Genomic DNA, 16,592 nt, shown 5'->3' on the forward strand with positions numbered 1-16,592 from the left:
GTCCCATATCCGGGACACAAGGGGCGCCGGGCCTTGGCGCGGCAAGACCCTGTCATGTCAATGCTCTGTTCGGGGCGTGGCGTGCGGGCACCGCTGCGCATGGCCCAAAGAGACGGCGTGTGTCCCGGATATGAGACACACGCCTGTCGCTTGTGGCGATGCGATCCCCGGTCACTTCCGCCGGCGGGTGACCTTGCGCTTGCCCTTGTCGCTTTTTGTCCGGCCGGCCGGAGAGGTCCGGCGGCGCGACATGCCGCGCCCGCCGCGGGCCTGGCGCGGGGCGCTGGCCATGGCCTTGTCGTCCAGCGACAGCAGTTCCAGTTCCAGCCCGCCGGTCACCGGCTCGGCCTCGACCAGCCGGACCGTGGCGCGCTGGCCAAGCGCGATGGTCATGCCGGTGTCCGACCCCATCAGGGTGCCCGCCTCGCGGTCGAAATGGAAGTACTCGTTGCCCAGCGACCGGATTGGCACCAGCCCGTCGGCGCCGCTGTCGTCAAGCTTCACGAAGACGCCGAAGCGGGCGATGCCGTTGATCCGGCCCTCCATCTCGTCGCCCACGCGTTCCGACAGATAGGCGGCGAGGTAGCGGTCCGTCGTGTCACGCTCGGCCATCATCGAGCGGCGCTCGGTGTCCGAGATATGTTCGGCGGTCTTGGCCATGTGCTCGATGTCGGATTCGGACAGGCCGTCCTTGCCCCAGCGGTGCGCGGTGATCAGGGCGCGGTGCACCACCAGGTCGGAATAGCGCCGGATCGGTGAGGTGAAATGCGCGTAGTTCTTCAGCGCCAGGCCGAAATGGCCAAAGTTCTCGGGGCCGTAATAGGCCTGGCTCATGGACCGCAGGGTGGCGATGTTGATCAGCTCGGCCTCGTCGGTGCCGGCCGCCTGGGCCAGCAGGCGGTTGAGCTGCGAGGTCTTCAGTACCTGCCCCTTGGCCAGCGCGAAGCCCGAGGCCTGGGCGGTGTTGCGCAGGGCCTCAAGCTTGTCCTGGTCGGGTTCCTCGTGGACGCGGAACAGCAGCGGCGTGCGCTTGGCCAGCAGGGTTTCGGCGGCGGCGACATTGGCGAGGATCATGCATTCCTCGATCACCTTGTGCGCGGTCAGACGGTCGCGGAACTTCACCGATTTCACGCGGCCGTCCTCGGTCAGCTCGATCTTGCGTTCCGGCAGGTCGAGGTCCAGCGGCTGGCGGCGGTCACGCGCGGCGTTGAGCGCGTCATAGGCGGCGAAGAGCGGTTTGAGCACCGGCTCCAGCAGCGGGGCGGCCTTGTCCGAGGGGTGGCCGTCGATGGCGGATTGCGCGTCCTCGTAGGACAGCGACGCGGCGGAGCGCATCAGGCCCCGGACGAAGCGGTGCGAGATCTTGTTGCCGTCGCGGTCAAGCGTCATCGCCACCGCGATGCAGGGGCGCGGCACGCCTTCGTGCAGGGAACACAGGTCCCCGGACAGGCGGTCGGGCAGCATGGGCACGACGCGGTCGGGGAAATAGGTGGAATTGCCGCGCTTCTTCGCTTCCTTGTCCAGCTCGGAGCCGGGCAGGACATAGGCGGCGACATCGGCGATGGCGACCCAGATGATGTGGCCGCCCTCGTTTTCGGGGTTCGGGTCCGGTTCGGCATAGACGGCGTCGTCATGGTCGCGGGCGTCGGAGGGGTCGATGGTGATCAGCGGCATGTCCCGCAGATCCTCGCGGCCCTTCAGCCCCATGGGCTTGGCGGCGTCGGCCTCGTCCAGCACCTTGTCGGGGAAGGCGTCGGGGATGCCGTGCTGGTGGATCGCGATGAGCGAGACCGCCTTCGGCCCGGAGGGGTCGCCGAGCCGCGACAGGATGCGCGCGCGGGGCAGGCCCATGCGGCCCTTTGGGCCGGATTGCTCGGCCTCGACCAGCTCGCCGTCCTTGGCACCATGGCGGGCGTCCTCGGGGACGGACCATTCCAGCGTGGCGGCCTTGTCGATCGGCGTGATGCGGCCGCCTTCGGGCGTCTTGCGGAAGATGCCGAGGACGCGGCGGGCCGAGGAGCGGCCGATCTTGCGGATCAGGCGGGCCTCGTAATTGTGGTCCTCTTCATGCACCACGGTCAGCCGCGCGAGGATGCGGTCGCCGGCGCCAAGCGCGGGGTCCGAGGCGCGGGGCAGGACGATGACGGCGGGCTCCACCCCCTCGCCGTGCCATTCCAGCGGCTTGGCAAAGAGGTCGCCCTGGTCGTTGGGCGGCAACACTTCCAGCACCGAGACCGGCGGCAGGCGGTCGGGATCGGTATAGGTGCGCTTGCGCTTCTCGAGATGGCCCTCGGCGGCGAGCTCCTTCAGGAGCTGCTTCAGGTCGATGCGCGCGGCCCCCTTGATCCCGAAGGCCTTGGCGATGTCGCGTTTCGTATTCTGGGTGGGGTGGGCCGCGATCCAGTCGAGAATCTCGGCCTTGGTGGGCATCTTGCTCATGATCGCGACGTAGCACGCGTTGGGGTCGGCGTCATTGGCAAATGCAGCGGACAGGGGTGTAGGGTGGGTTTCCAACCCACCGGTGCCGGACGGTGGGGGATTTTTCGGACAAACGGCAGGGCGGTGGGTTGAAAACCCACCCTACGGAAGGTCCGACCCTTCGTCGACATCGGCCAGCGTATCGACAAGCGCCACGCGGCGGTCCGGAAGGGTGCGCAGCGTATCGGCCAGTGCATGTTCGGTGGACCAGCGGACGCCGGCGAAGAGCCCCGGCGGCAGGGGCCGGGCCGAGCGGCCGATAAGCCAGTATCCGCCGTCCGGGGCGGGGCCGAAGACCATGTCGTTGCTGCGCAGCGCGCGAAAGGCGCGGGCCACATGGGCGCGGGTGATCCCGGGGATGTCGGCGCCGACCAGGCAGACGGGGCCGGGTGCGGCGCGCAGCTGGCGCGCCATACGGGCGCCAAGATCGCCCCGGCCCTGGGCGCGGCGGGGCAGATCGGCGGGCCAGGCGCGGGCGCGCAGCCCCTCGGCATCCGGCGCCACGGCAAGCACGATATCCCACCGGGGATCGCGCAGGCGGCGCAGCAGGCGCGCGACCTGGTGCCGGAACCACCAGGTGGCCGGAACGCGGCCGATGTCGCGCGCCAGCCGGGTCTTCACCCGCCCCGGACGGGGAAGTTTGACCATGACGACCAGCGTCCGGCGGGTGCCCATCAGGCGAAGTAGTCGGTCAGGATCCGGGCATAGATCGCCTTCAGCTGGTGGATCTGCTCCAGCTCCACGCGCTCGTCCACCTGATGCATCGTCTGGCCGACCAGCCCGAATTCCACCACCGGGCAGTGATCCTTGATGAACCGCGCGTCCGATGTGCCGCCCGTCGTCGACAGTTCGGGCGTCACGCCGGTTTCGGCCTGCACTGCCGCGCCGATCAGGTCCGACAGGGGGCCGGGCGGTGTCAGGAACGCCTCGCCCGAGACCTTGATCTTCACGTCGATCTTCACGCCGAAGGCCTCGGCCACCGAGGCCGCCTCGGACCTCAGCCAGTCCGACAGCGTGTCGCCGGAATGGGTGTCGTTGAAGCGGATGTTCACCGTGCCCCGGCATTGCGCCGGAATCACGTTGGTCGCCGGGTTGCCGGTGTCGATGGTCACCACCGCCAGCGTCGAGGGGTCGAAATGGTCGGTCCCCCGGTCCAGCTCGTGGCTGGCCAGCCGGTCCATCAGCCGCGCCATCGCCGGCAGCGGGTTCTTCGCGCGGTGGGGATAGGCGGAATGGCCCTGCACCCCGGTCACCGTGAACCAGGCCGACATCGACCCGCGCCGGCCGATCTTCATCATCTCGCCCATGCGCTCGGGGCAGGTGGGTTCGCCGACAAGGCAGACGGACATGCGTTCGCCTTCCGCCTCCATATGATCCAGAAGGGCGGCCGTCCCATCGACCGCGTCGCCTTCCTCGTCGCCGGTGATCGTCAGGATCACGGCGCCATCGGGGGGCGTTTCGGTCACGAAATCCACCGCCGCCGCGACGAAGGTCGCGACGCCGGATTTCATGTCGGTCGCGCCCCGGCCGTAAAGCCAGCCGTCGCGTTCCTCGGCGGCGAAGGGCGGCACGGTCCAGGCGGCCTCGTCGCCCACGGGGACCACGTCGGTATGGCCGTTGAAGCCGAAGCTGCGGGCATGGCCCTTGTCGCCCCAGCGCGCAAATAGGTTCGACACGCCGTTCCGGTCCACCCGGGTGCAGGCGAAGCCCGCCGCCTCCAGCACCGAGGCGAGGTGGGTCAGCGCGCCGCCCTCCTCCGGTGTCACCGAGGGGCAGCGGATCAGGGTGGCTGTCAGCGCGGCGGGGTCGGTCATTGCGGCATCCTTCGGGGTGAAACGGGCACAGGTCTGGCCCCTGTTTTGTGACGGAAAAGCTGCAGTGCCAAGGGAGCGGCGGAAAATTCCTGCGTGTGCCCGCGAAAAACTGTGGTAGACCATAGGGTAATCAAAAAGCCCCCATGGCAGGGGTCATTCCGGGGTGCGAGCAGTGCCCTCCGACAATCCAGACAGCGCGCCCTTCGGGGTGTGCAAGCGTCGTGCCCGTGCGCTGCCGCGCCGGGGGCGGGCGTCCTGCCGTGACATGACAGGCAAGAGGCAGACATGGACGCGGAGACTCCGCTTGGCACAGGCATGACGGCATCCGCTCGGCGGAGGACGCCCCGCAGCCTCAGCCGCGGCCTGCGGATCCGGCGCGCCTGCGGCGCCCCCTGCCTTGCCCTGCCCGGCAAGGGCGCGCACCTCCGCCTGTTGCCTGTTTCGACATCACCCGAGGCGCGCCCGACCCGTGGCGCGCCCCTATCGGAGGCCGTGTAAGCCCATGTGGATTGCCCTCTCGGACCCCGCCAACGGATCCCATTTCCATCCCTCCGGCCTTGGCGCGCGGCCCGATGCCCCACAGGCCATCGAAACCGGGCCGGATGCGCTCTTGCCGCGCGGGTCGCTGGTGATCGAGACGCGGCTGCCGTCGATCAGCCGGCCGCAGCCGCTGCTGACCTACGACCGGGGCGGTTACGTGCCGATGCACCTGTCGCTGCAGGCGCTGCCGGGCGGCGGGCTGGTCTTCGTGCTCGACCAGGACGGAGAGATGCTGCACGGCGCGATCAGCGCGGCCGAGACGGGGCGGGCGGATATCCTGCGGGTGACCTATTCCTGGGACGCGCCGGCGCGCTGGGGGCGGCTGTCGCTGGAGCGGCCCGAGGGAAACGTGGTGCAGATGGTCGACGTGGCGCAGCCGAAGCCGCTGCCGGTGTCGGACATCCGGGCGCTGACCGCCGGGCAGGGACCGACCCGGGCCGCGCCCGAGGTTCTGTTCGTCGCCGTCTCGACCGAGATCGAGCCGGTGGGGCCGATGCCGTCGCTGACGCCCGCGACCCCGGTGGCGACACCGACCGGCTACCGCCCGGCGGGAGAGCTGCGGCGCGGCGACGTGGTGCGCTGCGCCAACGGGCAGGACGTGCCGGTGCTGCAGCGGATCGAACGGGTGGTGCCGGCGGCGGGCTCGTTCCGTCCGCTGGTGCTGCGGGCGCCCTATTTCGACCTGGCCGCGGATATCGAGATCGCCTCGTTCCAGCGCGTCGTGCTGCGCGGATCGGTGGTGGAATACATGTTCGGCACCGAGGCGGTGCTGGTCCCGGCCGCGCATCTTGCCGGTGTGAGCGCGGCGGCTGTAATGGCGCCGGGGCGGGCGCCGCTGGTGCGCTATGTGCAGCTGCTGCTGCCGGGGCACGAGGCGCTGGTGGCGGCGGGGACCTGCGTGGAAAGCCTGTTCATCGGACGGGTCCGGCGCAACGCCGAGCGGCTCTCGGCAAGCCTGCTGGCCGGTTACGATCGGTCGCGCCTGCCGGAACACGCCCGGCCCGTGCACCGGGTGCTGCCGGCCTACGAGGCGACGGTGCTGGCCGAAACCCGCGCGGCCTGACCCGGCGGCCGGGGGGCGGAACGCGAAACGCCCGGCGCAAGGGCCGGGCGTGACGGGGTTTTCGGGATGGGGCCGGTTTGGCGGGGGCGCCTAATGCGCCGTGCCGCTGCCCGGCGCATCCATCTGTTCGTTGCCGAAGAAGGGCGTCATCTGCGCCACGATCACGGCGTTTTCCTCCAGCGCGCGGATCATCAGCGCGCGTTCCTCGTCGTCGATCTCGTGGCCCTGTTCCTCGCGCTCTTCCAGCGTGCCGTAGCCGGTCACGTCCAGCGGCGCGGTGTCGGCCTGCTTGAGGATCGCCACGGTTTCCCGCACGGCCTCGGCCTCGTCCACGCCGGAGGCAAAGCACATCAGCGCCGCCCCGGTCGCGCCCTCGGGCAGCCCGTCGCCGTCCTTGCGGCCGAGCTGCACGAGAAGCGTATAGACCTTGTGGCGGTCGCCGCGCGCCATGGGATCAGCCCCGGATGGCGCGGACCACCGCGATCAGGATGATGGCGCCGATCACGCCGACGATCCCCTGGGCGATCCAGGTCGGCGCGGCGAAGATGCCCAGCAGCCCCAGCAGGAAGTTGGCGACCAGCGCGCCGACGATGCCGAGGATGATGTTCATGAAGATGCCGGTGTTGGCATTCATGATCGAACTTCCGATCCAGCCGGCCAGTCCGCCGACGATAATGGCTGCGAGCCACCCCAATCCTTGCATGTTCAGTCCCTCAAGAGCTCATTGATACCAGTCTTGGAACGCGTCTTCTCGTCGACTCGTTTCACGATGACTGCACAATAAAGGTTAACACCACCGGTGGAGGGAAGGGTACCGGCAACAACGACCGAGTACGGGGGGACCTCGCCATAGGTGACTTCGCCGGTCGCCCGGTCGACGATCTTGGTCGACTGGCCCAGGAAGACGCCCATGCCCAGGACCGAACCTTCGCGGACGATCACGCCCTCGACCACCTCGGAACGCGCGCCGATGAAGCAATTGTCCTCGATGATGGTCGGGCCGGCCTGCATGGGCTCCAGCACGCCGCCGATGCCGACGCCGCCGGACAGGTGCACACCCTTGCCGATCTGCGCGCAGGAGCCGACTGTGGCCCAGGTGTCGACCATGGTGCCTTCGTCGACATAGGCGCCGAGGTTCACGAAGGAGGGCATCAGCACCACGCCTGGCGCGATATAGGCGGATTTGCGGACCACGCAGTTCGGCACCGCGCGGAAGCCGGCGGATTTCCACTCCGTCTCGGTCCAGCCGGCGAACTTGCTGTCCACCTTGTCCCACCAGCCGCTGCCCTGCGGGCCGCCGGACTGGAGTTCCATGTCCTTGATGCGGAAGCCCAGCAGCACGGCCTTCTTGGCCCACTGGTTCACGTGCCACGACCCGTCGTCCTGCTTTTCGGCGACGCGCAGCTTGCCGCTGTCGAGCGCGTCGAGCGTGCTTTCGATGGCGTCGCGCTGTTCGCCACGGGTGGCGGACGAGATGGTGTCGCGGGCCGACCAGGCGTCTTCGATGGCGGCTTCGAGCTGTGCGTTGGACATGGATCGGCTCTCCGGTGTGGTCGTGTGTCCTGCCGCCTATAGCGGTGGGCGGGCCGGCAGACAATGTGAAAGGCGGCGGCGAAGACAGGCGGAAAAGGGCCGTCAGCAGCCGCTTATGCGGGCCCAAAGCAGCGCCTGTCGGATCGAAAAGGCCCGGCGGGCAGGGCAGGTCAGGCTCACCGCGCCGCGATCCCGCGCCGCGTTTCGCAACTGCTACAGGAGCCATCCCATGAAACATCTCGCCCTGACGCTCGCCCTCCTGGCCGCCCCGCTGGCCGCCCATGCCATGCCCCAGGTGGGCGATGTCGTCGGCACCAACCCCGACGACGCCTCTGCCGCGCTGCTGGCCGCCGGCTGCACCGTGCAGGAGTTCGAGGCCGAGGACGGCATGATCGAGGCCAAGTGCCTGGACGAGGCGAAGGCGCATTGGGAAGTCTATATCGACCCGGCCTCCGGCGCGGTCACGAAGATCAAGGCGGATGACTGACCGGCTTGCGTTCGGGGGCGGCGGCGCGGTGGCGCCGCCCGATCCCTGGGACCCGGTGGTGCGCCTGACCCACTGGGCCGTGGTCGCGGCGGTGGTGACGAACTACCTTGTCGTCAAGCCGGGCGGGGCGGTTCATGTCTGGGTCGGCTGGGCCCTGATGGCGGTGCTGGCGCTGCGCTTCCTCTGGGGGCTTGCCGGCCCGCGCGAGGCCCGGTTCTCGGCCTTCCCGCCCGATCCCCGCGCGACGCTGTCGCACCTGGCGGACATGGCGCGCGGCCGGGCGCGGGATTACCCGTCGCACAACCCGGCCGGCGCGATGATGGTCTACGCGCTTTGGGTGCTGCTGGTGGTCGTGGCCCTCACCGGGCTGGTGATGACCGGCGGGCAGAGCCCGGTGACCATCGCCGAGGAAAAGGCCGCCGTTGCCGCAGGCGACTGGTCGGTTCTTGTGAAGGAGGACGCCGGGGACCATGATGAGGACGACAGATCCGACATCCCGGAGGAGATCCACGAGGTGGCCGCCAACCTGATCGTCCTGCTTGCCCTGCTGCACGTGGCCGGGGTGGCGGTGGAAAGCCGCCTTCTGAGGCGCAGCCTTCTCCGCCCGATGATCCGCGGGAGTCGGTCTTCATGACCCTGCCCACGCAGGAGCGGCTGGTCACGCTGGTGCCGGCCGCCTTCCTGATGCTGCAGAGCGTCGCCGCGATCTTCTTCGTCGGCGACGTTCTGGCCGACATGCAGGCCGAACCCTTTGGCGCGCATTCGCTCGTGGAAGTGGTGGTGACCCTGGCGCTGATCTGCGGCATCGCGCTGTCGGCCTGGCACCTGCGCCAGACGCTGGAGCGGATGCGCGCCCAGGACCGCGCGCTGGCCACCGCCCGGGGCGAACTGGCCCGCACCATAGAGCGCCAGTTCGACAGCTGGGGCCTGACCCCGGCGGAGCGGGACGTGGGCTTCCTGGCGCTCAAGGGTCTCGACGTGTCCGAGATCGCCGCCCTGCGCGGTGCGGCCCAGGGCACCGTCCGCGCGCAGCTTACTCGGATCTACGCCAAGGCCGGCGTTTCGGGCCGCGCCCAGTTCGGTGCCTGGTTCGTGGAGGACCTGCTCGACGAAGGCCTGCGCGCGGCGGAATAGCCGTCCGCGTCACCGGCCTCAGCCCCCGTGGGTGTCCAGGCTGTCGCCCGGCGCCTCGGCGCGGTCGGTCAGGCCGTAGTCGCGCAGGACATGGGCGACGCGCAGGCGGTAGTCGGCGAAAAGACCCGCGCGGCCCTTCGATTGGGCGCGGCGGTGGGCGGAGAGCTTGCGCCATTCTGCCACCGCCTCCTCGTCGCGGAAGAAGGACAGCGACAGGAGCTTGTCGGGGTTGGTCAGGCTCTGGAACCGTTCGACCGAGAGAAACCCGTCGATCTCTTCGACCATGGGCCGCATTTCGGCGGCGATGTCGAGATAGGCGTCCTTGCGGCCCTCGGCGGGGATGACTTCGAAGATGATGGCGATCATGGGCTCTCCTTCTGTGCGGACGAGGCCAGAGGCAGCCGTGTCCGGACGCCGGACAGGATACCCGTTCTGTCGCGCGGCGACATGGGTTTCACGCCCCGGCGGGTCGGTTCGAGACCCCGGGCCGGATGCGCCGTGCGCCGGGTGCCGGGTGCCGGACAGCCGCCTGTCGGGCGCGGGCCAAAGATCTGTTGGGACGAAAGCGCCAGGGCATTTGAGGGGCATTTGAGTTTCCTGGCTCGGAACGATCCGCTCAATACCGCGATATTATCCAAAGGCTGCCCGGTTCTTGCCTCTTTTCGTCCCGATAAGAGCCCTGGCAGGTTTTGCGATCAAGGAAAGAGTATGGACCGACTGACCGAAATGGAGGCCTTTGCCACCGTCGTGGACCAGGGCGGCTTTACCGACGCGGCCAAGAAGATGGGTATATCGAAGTCGGCGGTCTCCAAGCATGTCTCGTCTCTCGAGGCGCGGCTGGGTGCGCGACTGCTGAACCGGACCACGCGCCGGGTCAGCCCGACCGAGATCGGCCTGGCCTATTACGACCGCGCGCGCCGGGTGCTGAACGACGCCGGAGAGGCGGATGCGCTTGTCACCTCGATGCAATCGGCGCCCTCGGGGCTCTTGCGGATTTCGGTTGCGACCGATTTCGGGGTCAACCACCTGTCGCCGGTGCTAAGCGAATTCCTCAACGATTTCCCGGACATCACCGTGAACATGGTGCTGAACAACCGGTATGTCGAACTGATTTCCGAAGGCTTCGACATGGCGGTGCGGATCGGCGAGCTGGAGGACAGTTCGCTGCGCGCGCGCAAGCTGACGGAGACGACGAAGCGGATGATCGGCTCGCCCTCTTACTTCCAGAAGCACGGGCGGCCGCAGAAGATCGACGAGCTGAACGAGCACAAGCTGCTGCATTATTCCAACCAGTCCTCGGGCAATGTCTGGAAGCTGACAGCGCCGTCTGGCGAGAAGCGCCAGGTGCGGACGGCAGGCTGGCTGTCGGTCAATGACGGGCAGTCGCTGCTGAATGCGGCGATTTCGGGGCTGGGGATCGCCTACCTGCCCAGCTACCTCTACGCGGATGCGATGAAGAAGGGGCTGGTCGAGGATGCGCTGCCCTCGCTGCCGGTCGAGACGCAGGGGATCTATGCGGTCTATCCGCCGGGGCGCTTCACCCAGCCCAAGGTGCGTGCCTTCATCGATTTCCTGGTGCAGGAATTCGCCGAGAAGGGGCCGACCAACTGGTAAGGCCCTGATCCTGAAGGGCAACCTGACCGTTCAGGGGGCGCCGTTGGCCCCGGAAGACGGCGCCGCCCGGGGTGGTGCGCGCGCCGCGCCGGCCCATCGTCTTGCGATTCGCAGGCCGCGCGGCTAGGCAGAGGGCGCAATCATGCAGGGGGCGCCAGGTGCGGTATCTCTTCAGCCGGCTGGTCAAGCTGCTTGCAGTGGTCACAAAGATCCTCTGCACGATCCATCTGCGGCTTTTCCCGGAGGCGCGGTTCACCATTCCCGCCTATGCGCCGCCGCTGATCCGGCCGCGCGGCGGCGACCGGAAGATCCCGCGCAAGGTCTACCAGATCAGCTATGGGCACCGGGTGTCCTGCGGGATCTACCTGACCTGGGTGTTCAACCGCCTGATGGCGGCGGATCATGAATTTCACCTGCATATCGACAAGACCACCGCCCGCGACTGGATCAACGAGAATTACCCCGGCGAGATCGCCGAGACCTTCAACCGGCTGCAGATCGGCGCCGCGCAGGCGGATTACTGGCGTGTGCTGGTGCTGCTGAAGGAAGGCGGGATCTACCTGGATACGGATGCCAATTTCGTCTGGCCGCCGTCCTGGGCGATTGGGCCACAGGACGAGGAGATGTTCCTGGAGATGCGCGACGGCGAGATCACGAACTATTTCCTCGCAGGCGCGCCGGGCAACCGGTTCTTCGAAGGGTTCGAAAAGACGATCCGCCAGAACATCCACGAGAACAAGCACGACAATATCTACGTGATGACCGGGCCCAAGGCGATGCTGCCGGCGCTGGAACAGGGCGGGTATCGGTCCGAAAGCTTTCGCATCGTCGCCCATCACGGGCAGTTCACCAACGAAGCCCTGCAATACCCCGATCGCGACCACAAGAAATGGTGGCGCGAGCAGCAGGACAAGGCGATCGTCCGCGAGGACTAGGACATTTCAGGGATTCTCGGGCCGCTCCGGTGGCCGCAGCGGGCCGGGCGGCGCGAGCAGGACAGCCTCGATCCGGCGGTTCAGGCTGCGCGCGGCCGGGTCCAGCGGCGCGGCGCGCGGGGCGAGGGCGCCGAGGGAATGCGCCTCGACCCGGGCCGGATCCACGCCGTGGTCGTCGATCAGGCGCATGCGCAGGGCCTCGGCCTCGGCCATGTCCGTGGCGGTGTCCCCGGCATCCGGGGTGGCGGAATGGGCGACGATGGCCAGGCGCACGTCGGGGCGCTGTTTCAGCACCGAAGAGAGCACGTCCAGCGCGGGGATCGGGGTTTCGGAGGCCGCCGGGGTGATCGTGTCGAGCACGAGACGGCCGGTTTCGATCAGGGTGCGGGCCTGGTCTTCGGCCGAAACGGGCGCGGTGCGGGTGACCTCGGTCACCTGCAGCCAGGCGCCGCCGCGCCCGGCGCTGACCAGCAGGGCAAGCGCGTCACCGTCCGCGTTCATGGCCGAGACATAGCGGTAATCGGCAAGATCCACGAACATGTCGGGCGCGGGCACCACGTCGATGGCGAAGCGGAAGTCGAACCCGCCGCAGACGCGATCCTGGCAGCTGTAGACCGGCACATAGCCCTCGGCCTCGGCCTGGGCGATCAGCGGGTCGATGATCTGCTGGCTGCTCGGGCCTTCGTCCACGCGCCAGGTGCGGCGGGTGATCGTGCCGGTGATGGTCAGCGTCTCCATCCCGTCGGGCGTCCAGGGGCCGGTGGGCAGGGCATGGGCCGCCTCGGACACCCGCTCGGACAGGGGGCGGGTGGTAAAGGCGATGTCGGGCTCGAAGGCCAGCGCCGGACCGGCAGCCAGCCAGACTGCGAGCGCGGCCGGAAGGCACCGGCGCAGGGCAGAACGGGGCGTGCGGGGAGGGTTCATCGGGCCTGCGCGTGGTAGTCGTCGTTGGGCTGCATGGCGGTGGCCGAGGCAACGCGGTTCGTCATGTTGAAGAAGGCCGCCACGTTGGCGATGTCCCAGATGTCACGGTCCGAGAATCCTTCGTCGCGCAGCTTCTGCCGGTCGTCCTCGCCGATCGTGGCGCTGGCGGTGGTCACCAGCGCGGCGAAATCCAGCATCGCGCGCTGGCGCGGATCCAGCGGCGCGGCGCGGTAGTTCATCACCATGTATTCGCCCAGCTTCGGATCGCCCGACAGCGCGCGCACCGCCGCGCCATGGGCGACCTGGCAATACCAGCAGCGGTTGATGGAAGAGACGACCACCGCGATCATCTCGCGTTCAAGCTTGGTCAGGGCGCTGTCGCCCAGCATCAGGTCGTTGTAGAGCGCGGTGAAGACGTTGAGCTTGTCGATGTCGAAGGCATGGGCCTTCAGCACGTTGGGCACCATGCCCAGCTTGTCCTGGCAGATGTCGAAATAGCGCTGCGTGGCCTCGGGCAGCGGATCGACGGCGGGCAGGTTCAGGGCGGTGATCTGGTCGGTCATGATGGGGCTCCCTCCGGTTTGCGGCGGTAATGGTAATCGGTCACCGGGGTCATGGACAGCGAGGCGTAAAGACTGTTCGCCGCGGTATTGGCCCGGGTGCACAGCACCGCCAGCGTGTCGGCGCCATGATCGCGGGCCCAGAAGGCGGCGCCGCGCATCATCCAGTCGGCCAGCCCCTGACGGCGCTGTTCGGGCACGATTTCAAGGGCATGCAGCATGGCGACGCCGTCGTGGATGGCGACATAGGCGACACCCGCGGGGCGCTGGTTCAGCCGGCCAAAGAGCGCGGTCTTGGGCCCCTTCGCGCGTTCCATCACCGCGATGCGGCCGGGGCCGATGCCGCCCTCGGCCCAGATCTCGCGCATGATCGCCAGCGGCTCCCAGATGTCGAAGACGGTGATGCGCGGCAGCGGCTTGTCGCAAAGCTGTGCGGGCGGGCAGACCCAGGCACGGACCGGGTCGTGCACGACGTAGCCGCGCGCGTCGAGCTGCGCGTCGAGGTCTTCCTCGCCCGGGCGGATCATGAAAAGCGGCGGCTGGCCCATGGCCTGCATGGCGGTTTCGGCGGTGGCCAACTCGTCGGCCGTAAACGGCCGCCTCGAAGGTACTTCCCTGACAGGCCGCCTCGTTCCGTCGCGCAGGGTGGCGGCCGAGACACGCTGCCCCCCGCCCTGTCCGTCGCGCAGGGTCCAGGGGCCGTCGTCGAAGATCCGCGCCGGTGGCCAGGTTCCGTCGATCGCCGCCAGCACCCTTTCGGGTGTCATGTGCCGAGATCCCGCGCCAGCCGGGTCATCGCCGCGTTGATCTGGCGCCCCTCGGCCCCGCGCACCACGATATTGGCACCGAAGGCCCCGTCCTTCTGGAACGGGTAGCAGCCGATCGAGAGATCCGGGTAATCGGTCGCCAGCTCGGCCAGGGGGCCGGCGATCTCGCCCTCGGGGCGGTGCACGGTCAGGGTCTGGCTGAGCAGCGGCGCGCCGCCGGTCAGCTTGGGCAGGACCGAGGCGACCATTGCCTCGAACACCGCCGGGACGCCGGCCATCACGTGCACGTTGCCCAGGGTGAAACCCGGCGCGACAGAGACGGGGTTGTCGATCAGCTCCGCGCCCTCGGGGATGCGGGCCATGCGCAGGCGGGCGGCGTTCATCTCGACCCCGCGGCTTTCGTAATGCGCCGCAAGCAGCGCGCGCGCATCCTCGCGCACGTCGATCGTGGTGTCGAAGGCCGCGGCGATGCAATCGGCGGTGATGTCGTCATGGGTCGGCCCGATGCCGCCCGAGGTGAAAACATGGGTATAGCCGCCGGACAGTGCCTTGACCGCCGCGATGATCGCATCGGCATTGTCGCTGACCACCCGGACCTCCTGCAGGTCGATGCCAAGGCGCGAGAGTTCGCCCGCCAGGTGATACATGTTCGCGTCCCGGGTCCGGCCCGACAGGATCTCGTCCCCGATGACGAGCATTGCGGCGGTTGGGTTGGCCATCTGGGTCTCCTTGCAGGGGGTTGGGAGGAGGTATAGGGCGAGCCTCATGCGCTTTCCATCCCCCCTTGTGCCGGCCCGGCTGATCCGCCGCTACAAACGCTTCCTTGCCGATTGCAGGCTGGAGGACGGGCGCGAGGTGACCGCGCATTGTGCCAACCCGGGATCGATGATGGGGCTGGCCGAGCCGGGGATGAAGATCTGGCTGGAGCCGAACGACGACCCGAAGAAGAAGCTGAAATGGGGCTGGCGGCTGGTCGATCACGAGAACGGGCATTTCACCGGTGTCGACACCTCGGTCCCGAACCGTGCGCTGCGCGCCGCGCTGGAGGCGCGCGAGGTGCCGGGGCTGGCCGCGTACGACGTGGTGCGGGCGGAGGTGAAATACGGGCAGGCCAGCCGGATCGACTTTCTCTTGCAGGGAGAGGGGCTGCGGGACGCCTGGGTCGAGGTGAAATCCGTCACCCTGTCCCGCGCGCCCGGCCGGGCCGAGTTTCCCGACAGCGTGACCGCGCGCGGCACAAAGCATCTGCACGAGCTGACGGCCATGGTGGAGGCCGGGCACCGGGCGGTGATGCTGTTCCTGGTGCAGCGCACCGATGCCGCCTGTTTCGCCCCCGCCGCGGATATCGACCCGGTCTATGCCGCCGCATTGGCCCAAGCCGAGTCGGCCGGGGTCGAGGTGCTGATGCACGGCACGCGGATCACGCCCGAGGGGGTGACCCTGGGGCCGGAATTGCCGCGCTGCGGCACGAGCGGGTGCGTTTGAATGTCATATGTGCTATGACATGGGTATCAACCAAAATTTACCGGATTTGCCGGGCTCTTGCGTCTGGCGACGGTGCGTGTGACATGATGATACGATGCGCGGTGACGCAGAAATGCCGCACCCTCTGGCATCGCCTGCCCTGAACCCATATTATTGCATCCAAGATGGAGAGGTTGTTTTGGACACGACGCGCGGCAGACTGACGAAGGACGGGATCCGGATTTACGAGCCGGCCGATTTCGCTGGCATGCATGCGGCCGGAGCGGTCGCGGCGCGGATCCTTGACGAGATCGCGCCGCTGGTCTTTCCGGGCCAGACGACCGAGGCGATCGATGCCCGGATTACCGAACTGGTGGAAGAGTCGGGCTCGACCTCGGCCACGATCGGCTACAAGGGCTACCAGCATGCCAGCTGCATCTCGGTCAATCACGTGGTCTGTCACGGGATCCCCGGGCCGAAGTTGCTGAAGGACGGGGACATCCTGAACGTGGATGTCACCGTCATCGTCGACGGCTGGTACGGCGACACGAGCCGGATGTACGTGGCCGGCAAGCTGCCCCGCAAGGCGGAGCGGCTGATCGAGGTGACTCATGACGCGCTGATGAAGGGGATCGAGGTGGTTCGTCCCGGCGCGACCTTCGGCGACATCGGCTATGCGATCCAGACCTTCGTGGAAGGCCACCGCATGAGCGTGGTGCGCGATTTCTGCGGCCACGGGCTGGGCCGCGTGTTCCACGCGCCGCCAAACGTGCTGCATTACGGGCGCCCGGGCACCGGAGCCGTTCTGGAAGAAGGCATGTTCTTCACCATCGAGCCGATGGTGAACCTTGGCCGGCCCGAGACCAAGACGCTGGCCGACGACTGGACCGCCGTGACGCGGGACAAGTCGCTTTCGGCGCAGTTCGAACATTCGGTGGGCGTGACGGCGGACGGGGTGGAGATCTTTACCCTGTCGCCGGCCGGGAAGTTTCATCCCACCTACGGGTGACGATGTTGCGCGCTGATCCGCCGGATGTGACGGCGGAGAGGTCGGGATGCCTCCGGCGGGAGGTATTTTTGCAAAGATGAAGATGGGGCGGGGCTATAGGGGCCTTGTCCTTTTTTCGTTTGCACCGGGACGCGTTTGATCTGCTGGCGCGGCGGCGGAGGGGGTGGGAGCCTCCGGCGGGAGGTATTTGGGCCAAGAAGAACGAGGGGCGGCGGCCTGCTGTGTCGGGCTGTGTTGCCGGGGACGCACGAGATGGATCCGGCGCGCGGC

The 16,592-nt window shown here is 68.2% G+C and carries 19 protein-coding genes; 8 read left to right on the forward strand and 11 right to left on the reverse strand.

Annotated elements, in window-relative coordinates; all coding sequences use genetic code 11:
• Positions 1-171 precede the first annotated feature (171 nt).
• The 3 genes from rnr to dapE form a co-directional block, all read right to left on the reverse strand.
• Entirely contained in the window at positions 172-2,439 is a 2,268-nt protein-coding gene (gene rnr / locus ATO3_RS07415) for a ribonuclease R (protein ID WP_088649181.1), read from the reverse strand.
• Between the two features lie 141 nt (positions 2,440-2,580).
• Positions 2,581-3,126: a TIGR04282 family arsenosugar biosynthesis glycosyltransferase gene (locus tag ATO3_RS07420; protein ID WP_233152060.1), complete on the reverse strand. Its 546-nt coding sequence runs from the start codon at positions 3,124-3,126 to the stop codon at positions 2,581-2,583.
• Between the two features lie 26 nt (positions 3,127-3,152).
• Positions 3,153-4,292: a succinyl-diaminopimelate desuccinylase gene (dapE, locus tag ATO3_RS07425; RefSeq protein ID WP_088649183.1), complete on the reverse strand. Its 1,140-nt coding sequence runs from the start codon at positions 4,290-4,292 to the stop codon at positions 3,153-3,155.
• Positions 4,293-4,794: 502 nt separating this feature from the next.
• On the opposite strand from dapE, the gene ATO3_RS07430 reads away from it, so the two are divergent.
• Complete coding sequence (locus tag ATO3_RS07430) at positions 4,795-5,895, forward strand: Hint domain-containing protein (protein WP_088649184.1); 1,101 nt, start codon at positions 4,795-4,797, stop codon at positions 5,893-5,895.
• A gap of 90 nt (positions 5,896-5,985) precedes the next feature.
• Here ATO3_RS07430 and ATO3_RS07435 read toward each other — a convergent pair whose 3' ends face one another.
• Genes ATO3_RS07435 through dapD form a run of 3 tightly spaced genes read right to left on the reverse strand, consistent with a single transcriptional unit; the run spans position 5,986 to position 7,428 of the window.
• Positions 5,986-6,345, reverse strand: a complete 360-nt coding sequence (locus tag ATO3_RS07435) for a hypothetical protein (RefSeq protein ID WP_088649185.1) — start codon at positions 6,343-6,345, stop codon at positions 5,986-5,988.
• Positions 6,346-6,349: 4 nt separating this feature from the next.
• Positions 6,350-6,598 (reverse strand): GlsB/YeaQ/YmgE family stress response membrane protein, encoded by a 249-nt coding sequence (locus tag ATO3_RS07440; RefSeq protein ID WP_088649186.1) that lies wholly within the window; start codon positions 6,596-6,598, stop codon positions 6,350-6,352.
• Between the two features lie 2 nt (positions 6,599-6,600).
• Positions 6,601-7,428: a 2,3,4,5-tetrahydropyridine-2,6-dicarboxylate N-succinyltransferase gene (dapD, locus tag ATO3_RS07445; RefSeq protein WP_088649187.1), complete on the reverse strand. Its 828-nt coding sequence runs from the start codon at positions 7,426-7,428 to the stop codon at positions 6,601-6,603.
• Between the two features lie 229 nt (positions 7,429-7,657).
• On the opposite strand from dapD, the gene ATO3_RS07450 reads away from it, so the two are divergent.
• From ATO3_RS07450 to ATO3_RS07460, 3 genes are read left to right on the forward strand one after another with little or no spacing between them, the layout of a single operon-like run.
• Positions 7,658-7,915, forward strand: a complete 258-nt coding sequence (locus ATO3_RS07450) for a PepSY domain-containing protein (protein WP_088649188.1) — start codon at positions 7,658-7,660, stop codon at positions 7,913-7,915.
• Positions 7,908-8,549: a cytochrome b/b6 domain-containing protein gene (locus ATO3_RS07455; protein WP_088649189.1), complete on the forward strand. Its 642-nt coding sequence runs from the start codon at positions 7,908-7,910 to the stop codon at positions 8,547-8,549. The genes ATO3_RS07450 and ATO3_RS07455 overlap by 8 nt, the downstream gene beginning before the upstream one ends.
• Positions 8,546-9,049, forward strand: coding sequence for a helix-turn-helix transcriptional regulator (locus tag ATO3_RS07460; RefSeq protein WP_088649190.1), 504 nt, complete (start codon positions 8,546-8,548; stop codon positions 9,047-9,049). The genes ATO3_RS07455 and ATO3_RS07460 overlap by 4 nt, the downstream gene beginning before the upstream one ends.
• 18 nt (positions 9,050-9,067) lie before the next feature.
• Here the strand turns inward: ATO3_RS07460 and ATO3_RS07465 are convergent, their stop codons facing one another.
• On the reverse strand, positions 9,068-9,415 hold the full coding sequence (locus ATO3_RS07465; protein ID WP_088649191.1) for an antibiotic biosynthesis monooxygenase family protein: 348 nt from the start codon (positions 9,413-9,415) through the stop codon (positions 9,068-9,070).
• A gap of 342 nt (positions 9,416-9,757) precedes the next feature.
• On the opposite strand from ATO3_RS07465, the gene ATO3_RS07470 reads away from it, so the two are divergent.
• Both ATO3_RS07470 and ATO3_RS07475 read left to right on the forward strand, forming a co-directional pair.
• Positions 9,758-10,663 (forward strand): LysR family transcriptional regulator, encoded by a 906-nt coding sequence (locus ATO3_RS07470; RefSeq protein ID WP_088649192.1) that lies wholly within the window; start codon positions 9,758-9,760, stop codon positions 10,661-10,663.
• Between the two features lie 158 nt (positions 10,664-10,821).
• Positions 10,822-11,598: a glycosyltransferase family 32 protein gene (locus ATO3_RS07475; protein ID WP_088649193.1), complete on the forward strand. Its 777-nt coding sequence runs from the start codon at positions 10,822-10,824 to the stop codon at positions 11,596-11,598.
• 6 nt (positions 11,599-11,604) lie between these two features.
• Here the strand turns inward: ATO3_RS07475 and ATO3_RS07480 are convergent, their stop codons facing one another.
• From ATO3_RS07480 to ATO3_RS07495, 4 genes are read right to left on the reverse strand one after another with little or no spacing between them, the layout of a single operon-like run.
• Positions 11,605-12,522 (reverse strand): OmpA family protein, encoded by a 918-nt coding sequence (locus tag ATO3_RS07480; protein WP_088649194.1) that lies wholly within the window; start codon positions 12,520-12,522, stop codon positions 11,605-11,607.
• Complete coding sequence (locus ATO3_RS07485; RefSeq protein ID WP_088649195.1) at positions 12,519-13,085, reverse strand: peroxidase-related enzyme; 567 nt, start codon at positions 13,083-13,085, stop codon at positions 12,519-12,521. The genes ATO3_RS07480 and ATO3_RS07485 overlap by 4 nt, the downstream gene beginning before the upstream one ends.
• A complete protein-coding gene (locus ATO3_RS07490; protein WP_088649196.1) occupies positions 13,082-13,849 on the reverse strand; it encodes a GNAT family N-acetyltransferase in 768 nt (255 codons plus the stop codon). The genes ATO3_RS07485 and ATO3_RS07490 overlap by 4 nt, the downstream gene beginning before the upstream one ends.
• A complete protein-coding gene (locus tag ATO3_RS07495) occupies positions 13,846-14,568 on the reverse strand; it encodes a competence/damage-inducible protein A (RefSeq protein ID WP_088649197.1) in 723 nt (240 codons plus the stop codon). Before ATO3_RS07495 ends, ATO3_RS07490 begins: the two co-directional genes overlap by 4 nt.
• Positions 14,569-14,614: 46 nt before the next feature.
• Here ATO3_RS07495 and sfsA point away from each other — a divergent pair, with 46 nt between their 5' ends.
• Both sfsA and map read left to right on the forward strand, forming a co-directional pair.
• Positions 14,615-15,334: a DNA/RNA nuclease SfsA gene (gene sfsA / locus ATO3_RS07500; protein ID WP_088649198.1), complete on the forward strand. Its 720-nt coding sequence runs from the start codon at positions 14,615-14,617 to the stop codon at positions 15,332-15,334.
• Between the two features lie 178 nt (positions 15,335-15,512).
• Positions 15,513-16,322 (forward strand): type I methionyl aminopeptidase, encoded by an 810-nt coding sequence (map, locus tag ATO3_RS07505; protein WP_088649199.1) that lies wholly within the window; start codon positions 15,513-15,515, stop codon positions 16,320-16,322.
• Positions 16,323-16,592 lie beyond the last annotated feature (270 nt).

The organism is Marinibacterium profundimaris, from assembly GCF_002210095.1.
Classification (GTDB): Bacteria; Pseudomonadota; Alphaproteobacteria; order Rhodobacterales; family Rhodobacteraceae; genus Marinibacterium; species Marinibacterium profundimaris.

Excerpts from the sequence above, each read along its gene's own strand:
- rnr (WP_088649181.1), bottom strand. The coding sequence starts at position 2,439 with ATGAGCAAGATGCCCACCAAGGCCGAGATTCTCGACTGGATCGCGGCC.
- ATO3_RS07420 (WP_233152060.1), bottom strand. The coding sequence starts at position 3,126 with ATGGTCAAACTTCCCCGTCCGGGGCGGGTGAAGACCCGGCTGGCGCGC.
- dapE (WP_088649183.1), bottom strand. The coding sequence starts at position 4,292 with ATGACCGACCCCGCCGCGCTGACAGCCACCCTGATCCGCTGCCCCTCG.
- ATO3_RS07430 (WP_088649184.1), top strand. The coding sequence starts at position 4,795 with ATGTGGATTGCCCTCTCGGACCCCGCCAACGGATCCCATTTCCATCCC.
- ATO3_RS07435 (WP_088649185.1), bottom strand. The coding sequence starts at position 6,345 with ATGGCGCGCGGCGACCGCCACAAGGTCTATACGCTTCTCGTGCAGCTC.
- ATO3_RS07440 (WP_088649186.1), bottom strand. The coding sequence starts at position 6,598 with ATGCAAGGATTGGGGTGGCTCGCAGCCATTATCGTCGGCGGACTGGCC.
- dapD (WP_088649187.1), bottom strand. The coding sequence starts at position 7,428 with ATGTCCAACGCACAGCTCGAAGCCGCCATCGAAGACGCCTGGTCGGCC.
- ATO3_RS07450 (WP_088649188.1), top strand. The coding sequence starts at position 7,658 with ATGAAACATCTCGCCCTGACGCTCGCCCTCCTGGCCGCCCCGCTGGCC.
- ATO3_RS07455 (WP_088649189.1), top strand. The coding sequence starts at position 7,908 with ATGACTGACCGGCTTGCGTTCGGGGGCGGCGGCGCGGTGGCGCCGCCC.
- ATO3_RS07460 (WP_088649190.1), top strand. The coding sequence starts at position 8,546 with ATGACCCTGCCCACGCAGGAGCGGCTGGTCACGCTGGTGCCGGCCGCC.
- ATO3_RS07465 (WP_088649191.1), bottom strand. The coding sequence starts at position 9,415 with ATGATCGCCATCATCTTCGAAGTCATCCCCGCCGAGGGCCGCAAGGAC.
- ATO3_RS07470 (WP_088649192.1), top strand. The coding sequence starts at position 9,758 with ATGGACCGACTGACCGAAATGGAGGCCTTTGCCACCGTCGTGGACCAG.
- ATO3_RS07480 (WP_088649194.1), bottom strand. The coding sequence starts at position 12,522 with ATGAACCCTCCCCGCACGCCCCGTTCTGCCCTGCGCCGGTGCCTTCCG.
- ATO3_RS07485 (WP_088649195.1), bottom strand. The coding sequence starts at position 13,085 with ATGACCGACCAGATCACCGCCCTGAACCTGCCCGCCGTCGATCCGCTG.
- ATO3_RS07490 (WP_088649196.1), bottom strand. The coding sequence starts at position 13,849 with ATGACACCCGAAAGGGTGCTGGCGGCGATCGACGGAACCTGGCCACCG.
- ATO3_RS07495 (WP_088649197.1), bottom strand. The coding sequence starts at position 14,568 with ATGGCCAACCCAACCGCCGCAATGCTCGTCATCGGGGACGAGATCCTG.
- sfsA (WP_088649198.1), top strand. The coding sequence starts at position 14,615 with ATGCGCTTTCCATCCCCCCTTGTGCCGGCCCGGCTGATCCGCCGCTAC.